The following is a 21,369-nucleotide window of genomic DNA, read 5'->3' on the forward strand; positions in this document are numbered from 1 at the left end:
CCGAGGGAAGGGGGCCTTCACGTACTCGCGAGAGAACTACCGGGCCGAGCGCTCCTTGTTCGCGCGCGCGGAGCGGGTGCAGACCTCACCGACGTCGACCGTCTGGCCGCGGTCGATGTAGACGTCCGCCAGCCCGACGAGCTTGCCCTTCGGCGACGTACAGGTCAGCTGGTACGCCTCCTTGGGGCCGTAGGTCGGCGGGATCGGCGACTGGAACGAGACTCCGCCGGTCCAGTCGTCCACAGTGGACGGCTTGGCCTGCGCGTAGTTGACCAGCACGGCCGTGTACTCCCCGGCGGGCGGGTCGTACAGGATCGCGTGCTCTTCCGTGGTCGAACCGTTCGCCGACGACGAGACCATGTTGCCTGCCGCGTCGAAGACGTACAGGTCCCAGTCGGAGTCCTGGCTGGCCCACTTGACATCGACACTGAACTTCCCGTTGTCCACCTTGGGGAGCCCGTCGACGCGGAACTTGAAGCTCTCCGACGTCGGGTCGGTCGGGTAGTTCGTGTTGACCGCCGGGACCCCGGCCGGGTTGGCCACCTGGATCGAGGGCTGTGCCGGACCCTGCGGCTCGCGGCCGTAGCGGCCCGCGACGTAGGGCCGGGTCGACGGGTTGACCGACCACGCGAACCGGCCACCGGTCGAGGCCAGCGACGAGTTCAGATCGTCGGTCACGTAGATCGGCGGCTTGGTCGAGCCGTCCGGCTGCACCACCGGCGAGGTCGGCGTCTGGAAGGTCTTGTGCAGCTTCAGCTGGTAGCCCTTCGGTGCGGTACCGATCAGCGTCGAATGCGCCGCCGGGTCCGCGGCGTTGGCCAGCATGTCCACGAAGGCCTGCCGGTTGCCGCCCTTGCCCGCGCCCGCCGCGGGGGCGACACCGGTGTACTCGGCGACGACACCCTCGGAGAACGGCGGGTGGAACTCGTTGGGACCGACCTCGAACGTGAAGCCCCAGCCACCGGTGGCCCAGTACGACCAGTCTTCGGTCGAACCGGTCGTGTCGTAGAGCGCCCACGACGGCTGGCTGGTGTATCCGTTGCGCGAAGCCATCTTGTCACCGAGCGCCTTGTACGCCGGCTCGTCGAGCGGCGGGCGGACGGCGGCGACACCCGGGACACGCAGCACCAGGTTGGAGTAGGTGTGCAGCGTGATCAGGTTGGTCACCTGGCGGTTGGACACGATCGAGCGGATGTTCTGCGTCTCGGGCTCGGAGAACGGGCCGGAGCCGCGGAAGGTGTCGCTGCGCCACAGGGTGGACGCCCCGGCGCCGCCCCAGAAGCCCGCGTAGTTGCGGTTCGGGTCGGTGCCGCGTTCACGGCCGCCCGGGTTCGCCTTGCAGACGCCGGTCGCGAATTCCTTCGGCGAGTCGTTGACGTTGCAGTTCTTGCGCTTCATCTCGTAGTCGAAGCGCGAGAAGTCACCCTTGGGCTCGGCTTCACGGGAGATCTCGAAGCCGTCGGCGTTGACGATCGGCACGATGATGTTGCGGGTCCGGCCGACCAGGCCACGGATCTCGGCGTTGCCGCCGGTGTAGCCCTTGATCAGTTCGTGGGCCCATTCCATGGCGTGCTCGCCGGCAGGCCACTCCCTGGCGTGGTGCACGCCCATGGTGAAGTTGACGGGCTTGCCGTCGGCGATGTTCTTGACGTCGGTCGCGATCTCGAGGCCGATGACGTCACGGCCTTCCCAGGTCGGCTGCGGCAGGGTGAACGCCGTGACCAGCTTGGGGTTCTTGCGGGCCAGTTCCTTGACCTCGAACTGGTAGTCGTAGAGGTGCCGGTAGCTCGTGCGCCCGGACGGCAGGGTCGAGGCCTGCGTTTTCGCGTCGTACTCGCTGTCGGCTTTGGCGTTCCGGATCGACTTCGCCGAAAGATCGCCTTCGATCACCTTCGACTTGAAGCCGCTGTCCGCCAGCGTCTTGCGGTCGGTGTCGTTGGCGAGGACGACCTCGACCCCGGTGGCGTCGGCCTTCTCCGTGACGTCCAGGCCGAGCCGGAGGAGCTTGTCCTTGTCCTGCTTGCCCGGCGTCTCGACCCGGACCAGTTCGGCGCGTTGCGGCGCGGACGCGGCACCGGTCGGGGTTCCCTGCGGCGTGAGCGCGAGGAAATCGACGCCCAGCAGCGCGTCGCGCGTCTGCCCGTCGTACCGGCAGGTCTGCACGACGAGCTTCTGGTCCTTCTTCACGAAGCCTTCGGCGAGCTCGTGACTGCGCAACGCGGCGGACGCCGCGACCACGGCGCCGGTGGCCTTGTCGAAGACCGCGACATCCCAGTCGCCCTCACCGCCGCCGCGAGGCGCGATCCGCGCCTGCAGCAGACCGTCTACTGTGGACGTGAACTCCCGGCGATCGGTGCCGGACGTGCCCGGCTTCTGCAACGCGGCGAAACAGGAACGCGGGACGGCCCGGTCGGCTCGCACCACGTTGTCCGCGGCCCCCGCCGTCGTGGCCGACGGAAGTGCCACGAAAGTGCCGGCGAGTACCAGTGTCGCCGCCGTCCATCCCGCTCTTCGCCGGTTTGGTGAATACCCCACAGACTGACCTCCTTGGACAGTCCGGTGACCGGGTGAGGTCACCGGTAGCGAGACCCTAGACCCGAGACCCCACCCGGGGGACCCGCCACAAGTCGCCTACACCCCTTTCGGCCCAACGATCTCACCGACCGTGCCGGAACGGTCACCATCGACCACGCCGTGAAAGAGGACTTTCCTGTCGATCCCGACAGGTAGGCCTAAGAAAACCTTCAGGTTCGGTGGTTACCTTTCAACCATGACGACGTCCCAGGTCACCGCCAGGTCACCGCTGGCCCTGCTGGCCGCCGTGGTCTCGGTCGCCGGCGGAGCGCTGCTGATCCTGCTGCTGCAGGTACTCCCCGCCACCAGCGACATCAGCCCGGTCCGCCGCACCATCAGCGAATACGCGCTGAGTGAGCACAAATGGATCTTCGACGTCGCCGTCCTGCTGGTCGCGTTCGGTTCGGCGATCGGCTTCGGCGCGCTGATCCACCGCAGGCATCTTCCCGCGCTGTCCGCGGCCTCGATCTTCTGCGCGCTCTGGACGGTGAGCCTGGTGGTGATCGTGGCGTTCCCGAAGAACAACTGGGCGATCGGGCCGAGCACCGGCGGGACGGTGCACCGGATCGCGAGCGTCGTCGCCTTCGTCGCGCTGCCGCTCGCCGTGTGGTTCGCCGCGAAGGCCGTCTTTCCCACCTCCCCCGGGCGCCGTGCGGTGACGCGGGTGCTCGCGGTCGCGGCGCTGGCCTGGTTCGGCGTGATCCTCGGGGCGATCGTGATCTCGATGAACGGCGGCGAGCCATGGTGGCGGGCGATCCCGCTGGGGCTCGTCGAACGCGCGATGGCGCTGACCGGGCTGATCGCGCTGGCGTCATTGCTCATCCCGGTGCGGGTGGCCACCGCGCCGGTCACCGACGAGGCCGAAGCCTTGCGGGTCGCGTCTTGACCGCCGAAGACCTCGCCCGCCTCGCCCGAGGCTGGGACGAAGCCGCCGACGGCTACGAGGCCTACTACGTTCCCCGGTTCGCGCCGTGGGTCGCGGCGGCGACGCGGGCGCTGCCCTCGGACCTGCCCGACGGCCCCGTCCTCGTCCCCTGCTGCGGCACCTTCCCGGAACTCGACGTGCTGCTCGAGCACCTGCCCGGTCGCGAGATCGTCGGCATCGACCTGTCCGCGGGCATGGCCGCCAGGGCGCGGAGGCGCGCCGCGGATCACCCACTCGTGCGCGTTGCCGAGGGCGACGCCTCCGAACTGGAGCCGGCCTCCGCCGCCGCGGTCGTGTCGGTCTTCGGCCTGCAGCAACTGCCCGCCCCCGACAGCGCGCTCCGCTCCTGGGCGAGGGCGCTGCGTCGGGGCGGGGTGCTTTCCGTTGTCTACTGGCCGCACAGCACCGAACCGGGTGGGCCGTTCACGGTGCTGTCCGACGTCCTCCGGGCACACGTGCCCGCCGGTGACCGCTCCTGGGAAGAGCGGCTCTCACCCGCGCTGGAGGGCACCGTCGTGGAGCGGGACGAACAGGTGTCGTTCCCGATGACCCATCCCGACGCGGACACGTTCTTCACCGCGCACACCTTGTCCGGCCCGATGCGGCCGCTGGTGGACGCGCGCGGCGAAGAGTTCATCGCGATGCTGCGCGAGGAGTTCCTGCGCCGTGCCCCGGAAGGGGAATGGCGGCACCGGCCCCACGCCCGGCATGTCGTCGCGCGGGCGCTGGGTTAGGCGGTCACCGGCAGGCATTCGTCCAGCAGGCCGACGATGTCGCGCCACGCTCGCCGCGCGTGCACCGGATGGTGACCGACGCCGGGGAGCACGGTCTGCTCGACCGGCGGATGGTGGAAGGCGTGCAAGGCGCCGCCGTAGACGACGAGACGCCAGTCGACGCCCGCCTCCTGCATCTCCGCGGCGAACGCCTCCCGTTGCGAGGGCGGCATGATCGGGTCTTCCGAGCCGACCCCGGCCCAGACCGGGCAGCGGATACGCGCCGCCTCACCGGGACGTCCCGTGGTCACCGCGTTGATCGTCCCGATCGCGCGCAGGTCGACGCCGTCACGGCCGAGTTCCAGCGCGATCGCGCCACCGGTGCCGTAGCCGATGGCGGCGATCCGATCGGGGTCGGTCCGCGGTTCGGCGCGTACCGCGTCGAGGGCCGCGTGGCCGATTTCCCGCATCCGGGCCGGGTCGGCGAGCAGAGGCATCACGTACGCCAGCATCTCCTCGGGGTCGGTGAACCACCGTCCCCCGTTGAAGTCGAAGGCCAGCGCCACATACCCCAGTTCGGCCAGGGCGTCGGCACGCCTTCGCTGAAAATCGTTCAGCCCCGTCCCCTCGGGGCCGACCAGGACGGCGGGCCGCCGTCCGTCACCCGCCGGGAGCGCGAGATGGCTGACCATCGTCAGCCCATCGGCCGGATACTCGACCGTGCGCGTCGTAACCGTCGTCATGAATTCGGACTGTAGCGATCACCGAACCCGGTGACGGCCATGTTCACCGCTGGCGGAACATCGACGTGGCGAGGTGACTCCAGTCACACCCACAAAGTCCCCGAGTGTCTCTACAAACCAACTGCTTAGTACGGCAGACTCGGCGTCACTTCCACTCGACGACGAGGAGTCACCCGTGACCGAACACCCTTCCCGCGTAGCGATCGTCACCGGGGCCGGCCGTGGCATCGGTGCCGCCGTGGCCAAGCGGCTCGCCGCCGACGGATTCGCCGTCGGCCTGCTGGACCTCGACGAAGCAGGCGTCAAGCAGGGAGCCGAAGCGATCGTCGCCGAGGGCGGCAAGGCCACCGGTGTCGCGCTGGACGTCAACGACGCCGCACAGGTCGAGGCAGCGGTGACCCGGGTGGCCGAGGAACTCGGCGCGCCGACGGTGCTGATCAACAACGCCGGCATCACCCGCGACAACCTGCTGTTCAAGATGACCGAACAGGACTGGGACTCGGTACTGGGCGTGCACCTGAAGGGCTCGTTCCTGATGACCCGCGAGGTGCAGAAGTACCAGACGCAGGAGAAGTGGGGCCGCATCGTCAACCTGTCCAGCACCTCGGCGCTGGGCAATCGCGGGCAGGCCAACTACTCCGCGGCGAAGGCGGGCATGCAGGGCTTCACCAAGACCCTCGCGATCGAACTGGGCAAGTTCAACGTCACCGCGAACGCCATCGCCCCCGGCTTCATCGCCACCGACATGACCGCGGCGACCGCCGAACGGCTCGGCATGTCGTTCGAGGACTTCAAGGCCGCGGCCGCGTCGCAGATCCCGGTCCAGCGCGTCGGCACCCCCGAAGACATCGCCAACCTCGCGTCGTTCCTGGTGAGCGACGGTGCCGGGTTCATCTCCGGCCAGGTCATCTACGTCGCCGGCGGACCGAAGGACTGAGCCATGCGCGAATTCGCCTCCCTGCAGGACTTCGAGAACGCCGTCGGCGAGCACTTCGGGTACAGCGAATGGATGACGCTCACCCAGGAGCGGGTCAACCTGTTCGCCGACGCCACCGACGACCACCAGTGGATCCACGTCGATGTCGACAAGGCCGCCGAAGGCCCGTTCGGGGCGCCGATCGCCCACGGTTTCCTGACGCTGTCGCTCATTTCGGGCTTCGTCGGGAAGATCTACCGGGTCAACGGGCTCACGATGGGCATCAACTACGGCCTCAACAAGGTCCGCTTCCCCCAGCCGGTCAAGGTGGGCTCGAAGATCCGGGCCGGCGCCGAACTGGTCGAGGTCACCGACGTCCCCGGTGGCAAACAAGCCGTCGTCCGGTGGACGATCGAGATCGACGGCGAGGCCAAACCGGCTTGCGTCGCCGAAATGGTCGCCCGGCTCATCGCCTGACCAGGTGACCTCCGGCACCTCGCCGGGCCACCACTACCCGACATACCGACTGGTCGGTACCGTAAGCGGAAAGCGAGACGCTGGAGGCACGATGAACCAGACCGACCCGCCGGGCCTCGACCTGGCCAGGCTCAAGGCCCACCTTGACGAGCACCGGCCGGGCCTCGTCCAGGGTGAGCTGAGCGGCCAGGTCGTGGAAGGGGGCCGGTCCAACCTCACCTACATCGTGGGCGACGGCCGGTCCCGCTGGGTGGTCCGCCGTCCACCGCTCGGCCACGTCCTGCCGACGGCGCACGACATGGGCCGCGAGTTCCGGGTGATCTCCGGACTGCGCGACACGGCCGTCCCGGTACCGGAAACCGTGCTGCTGTGCGAGGACGCCGATGTCATCGGCTCGCGGTTCTACGTGATGGAGTTCGTCGAGGGCACGCCTTTCCGCACGGACACCGAACTGGCCGCGCTGGGCCCCGCCAGGACGAGGGCGATCGCCGACGAGCTGGTCGACACGCTGGTCGAGCTGCACGCGGTCGATCCGGAATCGGTGGGGCTCGGCGATTTCGGCCGCCCGGAAGGGTTCCTCGAACGCCAGTTGCGACGCTGGAAGAAGCAGCTCGACGGCAACCGCAGCCGCGATCTCCCCGGCGTCGACGAACTCCACGACCGGCTCGCCTCGTCGGTCCCCGAATCGGGGCGGCCGTCGATCGTCCACGGTGACTACCGGCTGGACAACGTGCTGGTGAACGCCGACGACCGGATCACCGCGGTGCTGGACTGGGAGATGTCCACCCTCGGCGACCCGCTGACCGACCTCGCGCTGCTGGTGGCCTACGCCGAACGGGACAAGGTGTCGCTGCGGTTCGTGTCCAACGCCAGTTCCGCGCCCGGCTATCCGGGCAACGACGAGGTCGTCGCGCGGTACGCCGAGCGTTCGGGCCGCGACGTCTCGCGGCTCAACTGGTACGTGGGCTTCGCGTTCTTCAAACTCGCGGTGATCTTGGAAGGCATCCACCTTCGCTACAGCAAGGGCCAGACGGTCGGCGCCGGATTCGACGGCATCGGCGCGGGCGTCGTCCCGCTGATCGCGCACGGGAACGAAACTCTCAAGGAAGAGGGATAAGAGATGGACTTCGCCTTCGACGCGAAAACCGAGGAACTGCGGGGAAAACTCCTCGAGTTCATGGATTCGCACATCTACCCGGCCGAGGCCGTCTTCGAGACTCAGCTGGCCGAGCGCGACAGCGAATGGTCGCAGCCGCCGATCGTCGAAGAACTCAAGGCCGAGGCCCGCGAACGTGGGCTGTGGAACTTCTCCCTCCCCGGTGACCACGGCGCGGGTCTCACGAACCTGCAGTACGCGCCGCTGGCCGAGATCACCGGCCGCAGCCTCCGGCTCGCCCCGACCGCGCTCAACTGCGCGGCGCCGGACACCGGCAACATGGAAGTCCTCACCATGTTCGGCACCGAGCAGCAGCAGAAGCAGTGGCTGCGGCCCTTGCTCGACGGCGAGATCCGGTCCGCCTTCGCGATGACCGAGCCCGACGTCGCCTCCTCCGACGCGCGCAACATCGCCACCAGCATCCGCCGTGACGGTGACGAATACGTCATCAACGGCCGCAAGTGGTACATCTCCGGCGCGATGAACCCGAACTGCAAGATCTTCATCGTGATGGGCAAGACCGATCCGGACGCGCCCGCGCACAAGCAGCAGAGCATGATCCTGGTCCCCCGCGACACTCCCGGCATGACCGTGAAACGCGGCATGCACGTGTTCGGCTACACCGACGGCGACCACGGCGGGCACGCCGAGGTGATCTTCGAGGACGTCCGTGTGCCCGCGGAAAACCTCATCGCCGGTGAAGGTGACGGATTCGCCATCGCGCAGGCCCGCCTCGGCCCCGGCCGCATCCACCACTGCATGCGGGCCATCGGGATGGCCGAACGCGCGCTGGAACTGATGTGCCGCCGCGCGCTTTCCCGCGAGACCTTCGGCAAGCCGATCGCCGAACAGGGCGTGGTGCAGGACTGGATCGCCGAGGCGCGGGTCAAGATCGAGCAGCAACGGCTGCTGGTGCTCAAGACCGCTTGGCTGATGGACACCGTCGGCAACCAGGGCGCGCACACCGAGATCCAGGCGATCAAGATCTCCACGCCGATCACCGTCGAATGGATCCTCGACAAGGCCGTCCAGCTGTTCGGGGCGGGCGGGGTGAGCCAGGACTTCCCGGTCGCCGAGATGTGGGCGCAGGTCCGGACGCTGCGCCTGGCCGACGGCCCGGACGAGGTGCACAAGCGCTCGCTCGCGCACCGTGAACTGAAGAAGTACCGCGAGGAGGCTTCGAAGTGACCACCGCAGAAGACCTGAAGGGTCGGGTGGCCGACCTGCTGGCCGCGTATCCGCCGGAAAGCACGCCACGCCAGGACTTCCTCGACGCCCGGTTCGACGCCGGGCTCGCGTGGATCCACTTCCCCGAAGGGCTCGGCGGGCTCGGCGCGCCGCGCTCTCTGCAGTCCGTCGTGGACAAAGAGCTCGCCGCGGCGGGCGCGCCGGACAACGACAAACGGCGGATCGGGATCGGTCTCGGCATGGCCGCACCGACCATTCTGGCCTTCGGCACCCCTGAGCAGCACCAGCGTTTCCTGCGTCCACTGTGGACCGAACGGGAGGTGTGGTGCCAGCTGTTCAGCGAGCCGGGCGCCGGATCCGACCTCGCCGCGCTGGGCACCCGCGCGGTACGCGACGGCGACGACTGGGTGGTCACCGGGCAGAAGGTCTGGACGTCGGGCGCGCACAAGTCGCAGTGGGCCATCCTGGTCACCCGCACCGATCCCGACGTGCCGAAGCACCGGGGCATGACGTACTTCCTGTGCGACATGACCGCGCCGGGAGTCGAAGTCCGGCCGCTGCGCCAGATCACCGGCGAGGCCGAGTTCAACGAGGTCTTCCTCAGCGAGGTCCGCATTCCCGACGCGCACCGTCTCGGCGCGGTCGGCGAGGGCTGGAAGGTCGCGCAGACCACGCTGATGAACGAACGCGTCGCCATCGGCGGGACCGAGTTCCCGCGGGACGGCGGCATGGTCGGCGTCGTCGCGGAAACCTGGCGTGAGCGACCGGAACTACGGACCTCGGATCTGCACGATCGCCTGCTGAAACTGTGGGTGGAGGGCGAGAGCCTGCGGCTGGTGAGTGCGCGGCTGCGGCAGCAACTGGCCGCCGGCGCACCGGGGCCGGAGGGTTCGGCGGTCAAGGTCGCGTTCTCCGAGCTGAACCAGGCCGCTTCCGGGCTGGAGGTCGAACTGCTCGGTGACGAGGGCCTGCGCTACGACGACTGGACGATGCGGCGGCCCGACGGCGTGAACTTCCTCGGCCGCGAAGCCGGCTACCGCTACCTGCGCGCGAAGGGGAACTCCATCGAGGGCGGCACCTCGGAGGTCCTGCGCAACATCATCGCCGAGCGCGTGCTGGGACTGCCGTCCGAGCCGCGCATCGACAAGGACGTCGCCTGGAAGGACCTGCCCCGATGAGCGACCTGCTCTACTCCGAGGTCGAAGAGGATCTGCGCGCGAGCGTCCGCGACCTGTTCAAAGACCGCGCGGAACCGGCGTCGCTGATCGCCAGGACCGAAACGGCCGAACCGTACGACCTCAAGCTGTGGCGGACCCTCGCCGCCGACCTCGGCGCGGCGGGTCTCGCCGTTCCCGATGCGTTGGGCGGGCACGGTGCTTCGGCACGCGAAGTCGCCGTCGTGATGGAGGAACTCGGGCGCAGCGTCGCCCCCGTCCCCTATCTCGGCAGTGCCGTGCTGGCGACGTCGGCCTTGCTGGCGACCGACACGTCACAGGCGAGAGTGGCCGAACCGCTGGGGAAACTGGCCGCGGGCACGCTCATCGGCGCGCTGGCCGTACCGCTGTCGACCGCACCCGGCGCCGACTTTCCCTCGGCGGTCACCGCGGCCGCGGACGGCACGCTCAGCGGCCGGGTCCGCAGTGTCGCCGACGCCTCGGTGGCCGAACTGATCGTCGTCCCGGCGGTGGGCCCCGACGGCCCCGGGCTCTACACGGTCGACGCCGCTTCGCCGGGGGTGACGGTCACCGAGGCGATCTCACTGGATCTGACCCGGCGCATCGCCGACGTCACCCTGGAGAACGTGATCGCGAAGCGGGTCGCGGACTCTTCCACCGCACCGTCCGCTTTGGACACCGCGCTGGTGACCGCGGCGGGCCTGCTCGCTTCGGAACAGCTCGGGATCGCCGAATGGGCGCTGACCGAGACGGTGCACTACCTCAAGGAGCGCTACCAGTTCGGCCGTCAGGTCGGCTCGTTCCAGTCGCTGAAGCACCGGCTGGCGAACCTGTACACGGATCTGGTCAACGCCAGGGCGACCGCCCGCTACGCCGCCGATTGCCTGGCTTCCGGCGACGACATCGCGATCGCCGTCGCGGTGGCGCAGGCCCGCAACTCCCCCATCGCCGTCCACGCCGCCGAAGAAGCGATCCAGCTCCACGGCGGTATCGGGATGACCTGGGAGCACCCCGCGCACCTGTACCTGAAGCGCGCGAAGAGCGACGAGATCGCTCTGGGCACTCCTGGGCGGCATCGCGCGGCCCTCGCACCACTGATCGACCTGCCCGCCTGATCCTCCCGGCGGGGTCCGTCCCGGAAAGTGTCGGACCCCGCCGGTAAAACCTGTTCGAACATCAGAGCGAACAGGGAGTCACCATGAAACTGCTCGTGGCCACCTCGAAGACCCAGGGTGCGCGGGAGAACGACTTCAACGACTGCGTCGAAGGCGAACTGGTCTGGATCGCCCCGTACTGCGCCGAAGGTGACACGTCGCCGGATTCCGCCTGCGGCTGCGGCCGGTCGTTCTGCGGACTGAACTCGCACGAAGGGACGACGACGGCGCTCGTCGCCGAACTGCCTGGCTTCACCTATTCCGACTACACCGAAGCGATGCGGTCGAGTCTGGCCGCACAGGGCTGGCCACCGGAAGCCGCCGACGAAGTGGCGAGAGGCCTGCTGGCCTTCACCCTCGGATGGGAGGTGGGCACGGTACTCGAACGCCGCTGCGACGTGTTCGCCGAACGTCTCGTACCCGCGCCACCGGGTTGAGCCCTCCGGGCCCGGTGCTCGTCGGGATCGCCGCTATTCGGGTCGCAGCGCGGCCAGCAGGAGATCCGCGTAGTGGTCGCCGATCTGGCGCGCCGAGAGCGCGCCTCCGCGCCGGTACCAGGAGCCGAGGTGGTGCACCGAGCCGAAGAAGAAGTCGACGATCACGTCGGCCGGTTTGTCGGCGCGGAACTCGCCGGACTCCTGGCCTTCCTCGATCAGCGTGCGGAACCGTTCGTGGTACTTGCGGCGTTCCGCGCGGACGGCCTTCTGCTTCTCCACGCTGAGCTGGTGCATGGACTGCATGAAGATCGTGTTGTCGTCGAGGTTGTCGATCGTGCTGACGACGACGTCGGAGGCGGCCGAGCGCAGCCGCTCCCGCAGTGGCGCCTCGCTCGAAGCCACCTTCTCCAGTTGCTCGGTCTGCGCGCGCAGCACCCGGGCGTAGATCTCGTAAAGGAGGTCGTCCTTGGAGCCGAAGTAGTGGTACATCGCACCCTTGGTGACCCCGGCCGCCTCGACGATCTCCTGCACGGAGGTGCGGTCGAAACCCTTCTTGGCGAAGAGTTTCGTGGCGTGCGACAGCAGCCGTCGCGGCACGGCGGCCTGGTCGTCGCCGCTCGACTCGGCCGTCCCGGCCCTGCGGGTGGTCGCTCGTGTCATGGCCGGCTCCTTTTCGTGCGGACGCTCAGCATACCGGCCGGTTTGTCGAGGTCCGGGGAACGGGACCCCTACGCGCCGGTGCGCTCGAAGAACCGGCGGGGGTTGTCGACCAGCATCGTCGTTATGTCGGATTCGGTGACGCCACGCTCGCGCAAGGCGGGCAGGACGTCCTGGGTGATGTGGAGGAAATGCCAATTGGGTGCCAGGGCGGCCATCCGGTCGCGATCGAACCAGTCGATGAAACAGGAGGCGTCATGGGATAACACCATGCTTTCCGCGTAGCCGCGCTCGCACATCGCCGCGACCGTGCCGACGCGCTCTTCGAACGACAGCAACGGGTCCAGCCCGAACCGGTCCATCCCGAGCAGCGAGCCCTTGTCGGCGATTTCGGTCAGGTAGTCGAGGTCGGTGCTGTCCCCGCTGTGCCCGATGAGCACCCGGCTCAGGTCGACACCTTCGGCCTCGAAGATCGCCTGCTGTTCGAGGCCGCGCCGGGTCGGCGCGTGCGTATGGGTCAAGATCGGCGTCCCGGTCTCCCGGTGCGTCCTCGCGACCGCGCGCAGCACCCGTTCGACGCCCGGGGTGACCCCCGGCTCGTCGGTCGCGCATTTCAGCAAAGCCGCCTTCACCCCGGTGCCGGCGATCCCGTCGACGATGTCGCCGGTGAACAGGCCGACCAACGGGTCTTCACCGTCGTCGAAGATAAGGCCGGGCCCGCGGTGGTGCAGGTAGTGCGGGACGTCGTTGTAGGTGTACAGACCGGTCGCGACGATGATCCGGAGTTCGGTTTCGGCCGCGACCCGCCGCACGCGCGGGAGATAGCGGCCGAGCCCGATCACGGTGGGGTCGACGATCGTGTCGATCCCGGCGGCCTTCAGCTCGTTCAGCCGCCGGATCGCGTCGGCGACATGTTCTTCTTCGCGGAAGCCGTCGTGTTCGGGGTGGTTCGCCAGGAACTCCGGGCTGAGGACGAACAGGTGCTCGTGCATCAGGACGCGGCCGAGTTCGGCGGTGTCGGCGGGTCCGCGGACGGTCTCGACCAAGCTCATCGGCTCAGCCCCTTGCCCGGAGCTCGCGGCGGAGGATCTTGCCGCTCACCGTCTTGGGCAGCTCGTCCAGGACCTCGACCACCCTCGGGTACTTGTACGCGGCGAGGCGTTCCTTGCAGTACGCGACCAGGTCCCGCGGATCGGGCGTGCTGCCCGGCGCGGGGCTGATGTAGGCCTTCACGGTCTCGCCGCGATAGTCGTCCGGGACACCGACGACGGCCGCTTCGCGCACCGCCGGATGCGTGTACAGGACGTCCTCGACCTCGCGCGGCCACACCTTGAAACCGGAGGCGTTGATCATGTCCTTCTTTCGGTCGACGACGTAGACCCAGCCACGCGGATCCATGAAGCCGATGTCGCCGGTCAAGAGCCTTCCGCCGGGAAGGGCGGCTTCGGTCGCCTCCGGCCGGTTCCAGTAGCCGGGGACCACCATCGGTCCTTCGACGGCGATCTCGCCAGCCTTCCCCAGCGGGAGTTCTTCGCCGTCCTCGCCGAGGATGCGCACGACGGTGCCGGGGACGGGCAGGCCGATCGAGATCGTCCCCGACTCCTCGTCGATGGGTGCCTCCAGACTGCCCGGCACGACGATGCAGCCCGCGGTCGTCTCGGTGAGGCCGTAACCGTTGTGGATGTAGTGCCCGAACCGCTCGCGGAACACGTCGACGACGGCGGGCGGCAGCGCGGCTCCGCCGGAGTACAGCAACCGGAACGACTCGAAATGTTCGCGACCGACGTCGGGCTGCGCCATCAGCGCCATGTACGCCGTCGACGGGCCGACCGTGTACACGGGTTTGTGCTCCAGGAAGGCGTCGAGCACGACGCCGGGTTCGAACCGGTACGCGAGCGCGAGCGTGCCGCCGATGTCGATGGCGGAGGCGATTTCGCAGACCATGCCGGTGATGTGGAAGAGCGGCGCCAGTCCGAACAGGGTGGCACCTTCGCCCAGACCGCTGAAGGTGCTGAGGACGGCCGCGTTCGCACCGAGGTTGCCGTGGGTGTTCATGGCACCCTTCGGCGTCCCGCTGGTGCCCGAGGTGTAGCTGATCAGCGCCACGTCGTCCAGGCCGAGGGCGAGATCCGGTGGCGGCTCGCCCGCCGCGGCCCGCGCCACCTCGAGCAGATCGGCCGCGCCCGGAGTCGGCTCTCGTACACTCCCGCCGAACACGCGCGCGTCGTCGCGGGCCTGCAGATCGAGTTCACTGGTGGTCAGCGCGATCTTCACGCCACTGCCGGGCACGAGCGGGGCGACACGGCGGTTCCACCCACTCTGCGAGCACACGACCGCGCGCACCCCGGCGTCCTCGAAGACGTGCCGGAGTTCGCGCTCGCGGTACATCGGGTTCACCGGAACGACGATCCCGCCCGCTTTCCAGGCACCGAGCAGGGCCAGCACGAACTGCGGAATGTTCTGCAGGATCAGGGCGAGCCGGTCACCGGGCGCGAATCCCGAAGCGATCAGGTGTCGCGCGATACCGTCGGAAAGCTCGTCGACCTCGCGATAGCTGATCCTGCCGTCGAAATAGGCGATCGCGGTGGCGTGCGGCGTACGCCGGACCGCGCGCCGGAAGGACGCCGGGATGGTGGTCGCCTCCGGTATCGCCGCGGCCTTCATCCGGTCGTCGTAAGCGGCCAGCCACGGCTTCGCATCGTAGGGGCTCATGCAGGCGTCCTCCTTGACAATCCCCACACCGACCAGTCGGTACGACCGACCGTATGAGCAGGCGTCGACGCGCGTCAAGGGCTCGACGAAGTACTAAGCATCTGCTTAGTATGGCGATGAGGCAAGGAGGCCGACGTGACTCAGTCCAATTTGGACACTGTCCGGTTCGCCGTCGACGGCACCGTCGCCACGATCACCTTCGACAAACCCGAACGCGGCAACGCGATGGATCAGCAGATGCAGGTCCGCTACGGGGAACTGCTGGGCGAGGCGTCGGCCGACCCAGGGGTGCGTGCCGTCGTCGTCACCGGCAGCGGGCGTTCGTTTTGCCCCGGCGCTGATCTGGGCCTGCTGGCCGGCATCTCGGCAGGCACCGCGGCCCCACCGGAACACGAGGGTTTCCGCAACGTCCTGGCCGCCGCCTATGCCGACGTGCCCGTGGTCGCGGCGATCAACGGCGGCTGCGCCGGACTCGGTTTCGTGATCGCCTGCGCCGCCGACGTCCGGTTCGCCGCCGCGGGCGCGAAGTTCACCACCGCGTTCGCGCGGCGGGGCCTCATCGCCGAGTACGGCGTCGCGAAACTCCTGCCGGAACTCGTCGGCCGGGGCCGGGCGCTCGACCTGCTGCTGTCCGGCCGCACCTTCACCGCCGAACAAGCGCACGAATACGGCCTGGTCCAGGAAGTCGTGCCGCCGGAAAAACTCTCGTCACGCGCGCACGCGTACGCCGCCGAACTGGCCGCCTACAGCGCGCCTCGCTCCATGGCGCTGATCAAACGACAGGTCAGGCGAGAAGCCGGCCTCTCCCTGGAAGAATCCGCGCGCGAAGCCACCGCCTTGATGCACGCTTCCTTCACTTTTCCCGAACTACCCGAGGGCCTGGCCGGCTGGAACGAGCGCCGCCCGCCGAAGTTCCCGCCATACCAAGGGGATTAGGCTGCCCCGGACTATCAGCCCGGGGCAGCCGTCCTGATCAGACCGTTTCGCGAGTGGTCGCCGAGGCCTTCTCGGCGGCCAGCGTGGTGCAGGTGCGCACCCACAGCTCCCAGCCCGCCAGCGCCTGGTTGCAGTTCCAGCCGGTCCAGCGCATCGCCTGCGCGCCCTCGTTGCCGGCGCGGTTACAGGCGGTTTTGCTGCTCCAGCCTTCACTCTGCTTGCGATACGGCGTGCAGGAAGCCGCGGCGACGTCACCCGACGCCCCGGCCGCGCACGGCTCCGCCGTGCTCGCCATCGCCGACCCCGCGGTGAGCACCGATCCCGCGACGGTCGCGGCGAGAACGGCGCCACGGAACACAAAGCGTTTGCTCATTGAGTTTTCCTTACCGCGAGCAAGACCCCACTCACACAGTGGCCTATTCCCCGGCGAAGATCAACCTCCGGGCGGGATCGGCCCGTCGCCGAGGGTGGTCGGCGGGCTCTCGGGTTTCAGCGGTGGTTGCGGCGTGGCGTTCGTAGCGGTCGCGGTATTGGTGGAGGAATCCCGGTCGCCTGTCGGTGGCTATCCGGACTGCCCGTGAATGACCATTGCAAGACTCCGGAACCGCACCCCGACGTCACGCCGTCACACATCGGCCGGTAGTGAAGGGCCCCTTCACAACCTTCAGGGTAGGCAAGGAGGCCTTCACGGACCCGAGGAGCGCGACACTCCGCACGCCACGCCGGCCTTACCCCTCAATAGAACCCTCGTCAGCACTCGCGCCCCGACGTGGAACCCACCACCGAACCGGCTCACTCGCCGAAGGCCTGCTCCACCTTCCGCTGCAGTTTGTTCATCCCACCGAGCCAGCGGTCGGTCTGCGTGGCCCGCGCGGCGTAGTATTCCGCGACCTCGGGGTGCGGCAAGACCAGGAAGCGCTTTTCGGTGATGGCCTCGAACAACGCGTCGGCGACCTGCTCCGGCTGGATCGCCGCCGCGCCCATGAGCAGCTCACCCGCGGGCCCGCTGTTCTCCAGCATCGCCGTCCGCACCCCCTGCGGGCAGATCGCCTGCACGGTGAGGCCGCGGTGCCGGTAGGTCGCCGAAAGCCATTCGGCGAAGGCGAGTGCGCCGTGTTTCGTCACCGAGTACGACGCCGAACCGAGGCTGGTCAGCAAGCCCGCCGCCGACACCGTCGAAATGAAGTGCCCGCGGCCGCGTTCGAGCCACGGCGGCAGCAACAGCCGCGCCGCGCGGACGTGCGCCATCACGTTCACGTCCCAGATCCGCGCCCAGTCCTCCTCGGGCGCGTCCACGCCGCCCATCGGCGCGATTCCGGCGTTGGCGCAAAAAATGTCGATCTCACCGAGGGTTTCGCGCGCGGTCTCGATCAGCGACGCGACACCCGCTTCGCTCGCGGCGTCACCGGCCACGGCGGTTCCGCCGATCTCCTCGGCGACCTCGGCCGCGGCATCCCCGTTCAGGTCGCCGACGACGACACGGGCGCCTTCAGCGGCGAACCGGCGGGCGAGGACGGCGCCGATGCCGCCGCCTCCGCCGGTGACGACGACACCGGATCCACTGAAGGACGCGGTCACAGGCCACCCGCCAGCGTCACGCCGCCGTCGAGGACGACGGTCTGCCCGGTGATCCAGCCCGCCTCTTCCGACAGCAGGAACGAGACCGCGCCGGCGATGTCCGCCGGGACCCCGAGCCGCTTCATCGGGTACGACGCGGCGACCTCTTCCTCGCGGCCTTCGTACAGCGCCGTCGCGAACTTGGTCTTCACCACGGCCGGCGCGACGGCGTTCACGCGGATCTTCGGGCCCAGTTCGAAGCCGAGTTCCTTGGTGAGCCGGATCAGCGCCGCCTTGCTGACGCCGTACATGCCGATCCCGGGCGACGCGCCGAGCCCGGCGACGGAGGCGACGTTCACCACCGCGCCGCCGTGCTCCCCCATCCACGCGTCCCGCGCCCGGCGGGTCCACGAAAGCGGCGCCAGCACGTTGACGGCGAAGATCTTGGCGGCGGCTTCGGGGTCGATGTCGAGCGTGGGCCCGTACACCGGGTTGATGCCGGTGTTGTTGACCAGCATGTCCAGTCGTCCGAAGGCCTCGATGGTCTTGGCGACGGCCTCGTCCTGGTGCGCGGTGTCGTCGGCCTTGCCGGGAACGGCGATGGCCACACCCGGGCCGCCCAGTTCGTTGACCGCTTCGGCCAGCGGTTCCGGCTTGCGTGCGGTGATGCACACCTTCGCGCCGCGCTCGACCAGGTCCTTGGCGATCCCGAGACCGATACCCCGGCTCGCGCCGGTGACGATCGCGACGCGGTCCTTGAACGAGTTCACTCTTCGATCTCCTCCGTGTTCACTGGCGAGCGCCATCACTAAGCGAGCGCTCACTTACAATGGAAATGTCCGGCGCCGGTGTCAAGCCCACCATCCGGTGCGAGCCTCTGAGAGGATCTGCGGATGACCATGTCGCTGTCGGCCGAACTGTGGCCCGACGTCCAGCCGGAGACGGCACGGCGGCTGATGCTGGCCGGGGTCGAATCCTTCGCCCGGCGCGGCTATCACGCGACCACCACCCGGGACATCGCCTCGGCGGCGGGCATGAGTCCCGCGGCGCTGTACGTGCACTTCCCGTCCAAGGCCGCGCTGCTGTTCGCGATCTCCAAATACGGCCACGAGCAGACGCTCTCACTGGTCGAGAGCGTCGTGGCGCGCGAGAACGACCCGGTCGAGCGGATCCGGCTACTGGTCGAGGACTTCGTCGCCTGGCACGCCCGGCGGCACACCGTGGCGCGCGTCGTGCAGTACGAACTCCACGCGCTGCCGGACGAGGAGTTCGAGGTCGTCGCGAAACTGCGGCGCCGCATCGAGCGGGTCGTGCGCGAGGTCATCACCGAAGGCACGGACGCGGGCGTGTTCACCGTCGGCGATCCGCACACCGCCGCGCGGGCCGTGCTCTCGCTCGGCGTGGACGTCGCCCGCTGGTACACCGAGCGTGCCCGCCAGACGCCGAAGCAGCTGGGGCAGGAGTACAGCGAGCTGGTGCTTCGCATGCTGGGCACGAAACTCTCCTGACCAGTACTGATCGACCTCCGTCGGCGATACCGCCACCAGAGTGACATACCAACCGGTCGGTATCGAGATTTAACCGATGAGACGTTGACCACATACTAAGCGGTTGTTAACTTGCCCGGACGCATCCCCGCAGCAGCGCCGAGGGAAGGGCACACCGATGGCCGACAGTGCACAGAACTCCCCCGAAACAGCCCCAGAGCCCGCCACGGAACCGACGATCACCGTGTCCCAGCGCAGGAGGGCCGCCACCGCCGCGGCACTCGCCTCCTCCGTCGAGTGGTACGACTACTTCGTCTTCGGGATCGCGGCCGCGTTGGTGGTGGGGAAGACCTTCTTCCCCACCACCAACCCGGCGGCCGGCGTCCTCGCCTCGTTCGCCACCTTCGCGGTCGGCTTCCTCGCCCGGCCGCTCGGCGGGATCATCGCGGGCAGTCTCGGCGACAAACGCGGCCGGAAACCCGTACTGGTCATGGCCATCGCGTTGATGGGGGCGGCGACCACGCTGATCGGCCTGCTCCCGACCTACGACACGATCGGCATCACCGCGCCGATCATCCTGGTGCTGCTACGACTCGTGCAGGGTGTCGCCGTCGGCGCCCAGTGGGGCGGCGCGATGCTGCTCGCCACCGAATACGCGCCGCCCGGCAAACGCGGTCTTTACGGCAGCCTCGTCCAGCTCGGCGTCCCGATCGGCGTGGTGCTGGCGAACACGGTGTTCCTGATCGCCGCGCAGGTCGCGCCACCGTCGGACTTCCTCACCTGGGCGTGGCGCATCCCGTTCCTGGCCGGCATCCTCGTGCTCGGCCTGGCCTGGTACCTGCACGTCAAGATCGACGAGACCCCCGAATACCGCCGCGCGGAAGCGAAACTCGCGGCCGAGGAACGCGGGCGGGCGAAGTCCCCGTTGCGCGAGGTGCTGCGCCATCACAAGGGCACCGTGCTGCTGGCCGGCGGCTCGTTCATGGTCAACACCGCCACCTTCTACATCCTGCTCAACGGCGTTCTCGACTACGCCACCCGCCATCTGGGGATGTCGCGTACCACCGTGCTCGTCGCGACCCTGCTGATCAGCACCCTGCAGCTGGCGATCATCCCGCTCTCGGCGAAACTGTCCGACCGCATCGGCAGGCTCAGGATCTACACCCTCGGCGCGGCGGGGGTCGCGCTCTGGGCGATCCCGATGTTCCTGCTGATCGACACGGCCTCACTGCCGTTGTTCGTGGTCGCCTCGTTCGTCGGGTCGCTGTTCCTCGGCATCATGTACGGCCCGCAGGCGGCGCTGTTCGCCGAACTGTTCACCGCCGAGATGCGCTACACCGGCGCTTCCCTCGGTTACCAGATCAGCGCGGTGGTCGGCGGCGGGCTCGCGCCGTTCATCATGGTGCTGCTGCTGGAGTCCACCGGGACGTCGATGTCGGTATCGCTCTACATCATCGTGCTGGCCCTGATCTCACTCGGCTCGATCGGCCTGCTGGCCAAACGTGCCAGGGCCGCGCGGTCCACTTCGGACTCACACGACCGCGCGCGCGAAGCGGTCGGCGACCAGCCGTAGCCGTTCTTTGACCTCGTCCGGCGCCTCCTCCACGACGAAATCGACGTCCCAATAGGCGAGGTAGTAGGGCATCACGGAAAGGTCGTTTGTTCCGACCCTGACCCGGCAGGTGTGCTCGTCGATGGCTTCGATCGTCCCGGCGGTCGGTGCGACGTATTCGGCGAGCGCGTCCGCCGAGGCGCTCACCCGCAGCACCATCTGGTGCGGATACGGCGCCGACGTGATCCCACGGGAGACATACGCCGCGAGGTCCTCGGCCGGTGGTTCCCTTGGCGTGAACCGGAAGCTGGTGTCCGGGACGCCGTCGATGCGGTCGACGCGGAAGGTACGCCAGTCGTCGCGGTCGAGGTCGAACGCGACCAGGTACCACCGGCGCCCGGTGTGCACCAGGCGCAGGGGCTCGATGGAGCGCTCGGTGACCTCGCCATTGTGGCTGCGGTATCCGAAGCGGAGGCGCTGATGGTCGCGGCACGCGGACGCGATGACCGTGAGCGCCTCCGCGTCGATGACCGGGACGACGCCGCCGAGCGGGATCATCGCGGTGTTCAGCGCGGTCACCCGATGCCGCAGCCGGGCGGGCAGCACCTGCTCCAGTTTCGCGAGCGCGCGCACCGAGGTCTCCTCGATCCCCGACACCGTCCCGTTCGCGGCCGTCCGGAGGCCGACGGCGACCGCGACGGCCTCGTCGTCGTCCAGCAGCAGCGGCGGCAACGCGGCTCCCGCGCCGAGCCGGTAGCCGCCCGCGACGCCGGGAGTGGCGTGCACCGGGTAACCCAGTTCCCGCAGCCGCTCGACGTCGCGCCGGACCGTGCGGACGTCCACCCGCAGCCGGTCCGCCAGGTCCGCGCCCGGCCAGTCGCGCCGTGCCTGCAGCAGGGAAAGCAGCCTCAGCAGCCGTGCCGACGTGGCCGTGGTCATCGGTTCACTCGCTTCATGGGAGGGAGTCTGGCAGACATTGAGGACAGAGCCAGTCCGCATTGGTCGCGGCC

The 21,369-nt window shown here is 68.8% G+C and carries 21 protein-coding genes; 12 read left to right on the top strand and 9 right to left on the bottom strand.

Annotated features, from left to right (window positions below):
- Nucleotides 1-36 precede the first annotated feature (36 nt).
- A complete protein-coding gene (locus AVL48_RS37525) occupies nt 37-2,535 on the bottom strand; it encodes a M14 family zinc carboxypeptidase (protein ID WP_061980770.1) in 2,499 nt (832 codons plus the stop codon).
- Nucleotides 2,536-2,770: 235 nt separating this feature from the next.
- Here AVL48_RS37525 and AVL48_RS37530 point away from each other — a divergent pair, with 235 nt between their 5' ends.
- A complete protein-coding gene (locus AVL48_RS37530; protein WP_061980769.1) occupies nt 2,771-3,460 on the top strand; it encodes a DUF998 domain-containing protein in 690 nt (229 codons plus the stop codon).
- Complete coding sequence (locus tag AVL48_RS37535; RefSeq protein WP_061980768.1) at nt 3,457-4,233, top strand: class I SAM-dependent methyltransferase; 777 nt, start codon at nt 3,457-3,459, stop codon at nt 4,231-4,233. The genes AVL48_RS37530 and AVL48_RS37535 overlap by 4 nt, the downstream gene beginning before the upstream one ends.
- On the opposite strand, the gene AVL48_RS37540 is transcribed toward AVL48_RS37535, so the two are convergent.
- Nucleotides 4,230-4,955, bottom strand: coding sequence for a dienelactone hydrolase family protein (locus AVL48_RS37540; RefSeq protein ID WP_061980767.1), 726 nt, complete (start codon nt 4,953-4,955; stop codon nt 4,230-4,232). The two genes, AVL48_RS37535 and AVL48_RS37540, sit on opposite strands and share 4 nt — an antisense overlap.
- 175 nt (nt 4,956-5,130) lie before the next feature.
- On the opposite strand from AVL48_RS37540, the gene fabG reads away from it, so the two are divergent.
- The 7 genes from fabG to AVL48_RS37575 all read left to right on the top strand — a co-directional run bounded on the left by fabG (nt 5,131) and on the right by AVL48_RS37575 (nt 11,458).
- On the top strand, nt 5,131-5,892 hold the full coding sequence (gene fabG, locus AVL48_RS37545) for a 3-oxoacyl-ACP reductase FabG (protein WP_061980766.1): 762 nt from the start codon (nt 5,131-5,133) through the stop codon (nt 5,890-5,892).
- A 3-nt stretch (nt 5,893-5,895) separates the two neighbouring features.
- Nucleotides 5,896-6,348: a MaoC family dehydratase gene (locus AVL48_RS37550; RefSeq protein WP_061980765.1), complete on the top strand. Its 453-nt coding sequence runs from the start codon at nt 5,896-5,898 to the stop codon at nt 6,346-6,348.
- A gap of 91 nt (nt 6,349-6,439) precedes the next feature.
- Nucleotides 6,440-7,465: a phosphotransferase family protein gene (locus tag AVL48_RS37555; protein ID WP_061980764.1), complete on the top strand. Its 1,026-nt coding sequence runs from the start codon at nt 6,440-6,442 to the stop codon at nt 7,463-7,465.
- 3 nt (nt 7,466-7,468) lie between these two features.
- The gene (locus AVL48_RS37560) at nt 7,469-8,692 is read left to right on the top strand and encodes an acyl-CoA dehydrogenase family protein (RefSeq protein WP_061980763.1); all 1,224 of its coding nucleotides are present in this window, start codon (nt 7,469-7,471) and stop codon (nt 8,690-8,692) included.
- The gene (locus tag AVL48_RS37565) at nt 8,689-9,870 is read left to right on the top strand and encodes an acyl-CoA dehydrogenase family protein (protein ID WP_061980762.1); all 1,182 of its coding nucleotides are present in this window, start codon (nt 8,689-8,691) and stop codon (nt 9,868-9,870) included. The genes AVL48_RS37560 and AVL48_RS37565 overlap by 4 nt, the downstream gene beginning before the upstream one ends.
- A complete protein-coding gene (locus AVL48_RS37570; protein WP_061980761.1) occupies nt 9,867-10,982 on the top strand; it encodes an acyl-CoA dehydrogenase family protein in 1,116 nt (371 codons plus the stop codon). The genes AVL48_RS37565 and AVL48_RS37570 overlap by 4 nt, the downstream gene beginning before the upstream one ends.
- A gap of 83 nt (nt 10,983-11,065) precedes the next feature.
- Nucleotides 11,066-11,458, top strand: coding sequence for a DUF7715 family protein (locus AVL48_RS37575; RefSeq protein ID WP_061980760.1), 393 nt, complete (start codon nt 11,066-11,068; stop codon nt 11,456-11,458).
- A 33-nt stretch (nt 11,459-11,491) separates the two neighbouring features.
- Here AVL48_RS37575 and AVL48_RS37580 read toward each other — a convergent pair whose 3' ends face one another.
- The 3 genes from AVL48_RS37580 to AVL48_RS37590 form a co-directional block, all read right to left on the bottom strand.
- Nucleotides 11,492-12,118: a TetR/AcrR family transcriptional regulator gene (locus tag AVL48_RS37580; RefSeq protein WP_061980759.1), complete on the bottom strand. Its 627-nt coding sequence runs from the start codon at nt 12,116-12,118 to the stop codon at nt 11,492-11,494.
- Between the two features lie 68 nt (nt 12,119-12,186).
- Nucleotides 12,187-13,167: a phosphotriesterase family protein gene (locus AVL48_RS37585; RefSeq protein ID WP_177242271.1), complete on the bottom strand. Its 981-nt coding sequence runs from the start codon at nt 13,165-13,167 to the stop codon at nt 12,187-12,189.
- A gap of 4 nt (nt 13,168-13,171) precedes the next feature.
- Entirely contained in the window at nt 13,172-14,827 is a 1,656-nt protein-coding gene (locus tag AVL48_RS37590; protein ID WP_061980758.1) for an AMP-binding protein, read from the bottom strand.
- 135 nt (nt 14,828-14,962) lie between these two features.
- On the opposite strand from AVL48_RS37590, the gene AVL48_RS37595 reads away from it, so the two are divergent.
- Nucleotides 14,963-15,763 (top strand): enoyl-CoA hydratase-related protein, encoded by an 801-nt coding sequence (locus tag AVL48_RS37595; RefSeq protein WP_061980757.1) that lies wholly within the window; start codon nt 14,963-14,965, stop codon nt 15,761-15,763.
- A gap of 37 nt (nt 15,764-15,800) precedes the next feature.
- Here AVL48_RS37595 and AVL48_RS37600 read toward each other — a convergent pair whose 3' ends face one another.
- The 3 genes from AVL48_RS37600 to AVL48_RS37610 form a co-directional block, all read right to left on the bottom strand.
- Nucleotides 15,801-16,136 (bottom strand): hypothetical protein, encoded by a 336-nt coding sequence (locus AVL48_RS37600; protein WP_061980756.1) that lies wholly within the window; start codon nt 16,134-16,136, stop codon nt 15,801-15,803.
- A 419-nt stretch (nt 16,137-16,555) separates the two neighbouring features.
- Nucleotides 16,556-17,341, bottom strand: a complete 786-nt coding sequence (locus AVL48_RS37605; RefSeq protein ID WP_061980755.1) for an SDR family oxidoreductase — start codon at nt 17,339-17,341, stop codon at nt 16,556-16,558.
- Nucleotides 17,338-18,090 carry an SDR family oxidoreductase gene (locus AVL48_RS37610; protein ID WP_061980754.1) on the bottom strand — a complete coding sequence of 251 codons (753 nt, stop codon included), beginning with the start codon at nt 18,088-18,090 and terminating at the stop codon, nt 17,338-17,340. Before AVL48_RS37610 ends, AVL48_RS37605 begins: the two co-directional genes overlap by 4 nt.
- 123 nt (nt 18,091-18,213) lie before the next feature.
- Between AVL48_RS37610 and AVL48_RS37615 the strand changes: the two genes are divergently transcribed.
- Both AVL48_RS37615 and AVL48_RS37620 read left to right on the top strand, forming a co-directional pair.
- Entirely contained in the window at nt 18,214-18,828 is a 615-nt protein-coding gene (locus tag AVL48_RS37615) for a TetR/AcrR family transcriptional regulator (protein WP_061980753.1), read from the top strand.
- Nucleotides 18,829-18,985: 157 nt separating this feature from the next.
- Entirely contained in the window at nt 18,986-20,380 is a 1,395-nt protein-coding gene (locus tag AVL48_RS37620; RefSeq protein WP_082857894.1) for an MFS transporter, read from the top strand.
- On the opposite strand, the gene AVL48_RS37625 is transcribed toward AVL48_RS37620, so the two are convergent.
- Nucleotides 20,339-21,298 carry a helix-turn-helix transcriptional regulator gene (locus tag AVL48_RS37625; protein ID WP_061980752.1) on the bottom strand — a complete coding sequence of 320 codons (960 nt, stop codon included), beginning with the start codon at nt 21,296-21,298 and terminating at the stop codon, nt 20,339-20,341. The genes AVL48_RS37620 and AVL48_RS37625 overlap by 42 nt on opposite strands.
- Between the last annotated feature and the right edge of the window lie 71 nt (nt 21,299-21,369).

The sequence above is a fragment of the Amycolatopsis regifaucium genome, from assembly GCF_001613935.1.
Taxonomy (GTDB): Bacteria; Actinomycetota; Actinomycetes; order Mycobacteriales; family Pseudonocardiaceae; genus Amycolatopsis; species Amycolatopsis regifaucium.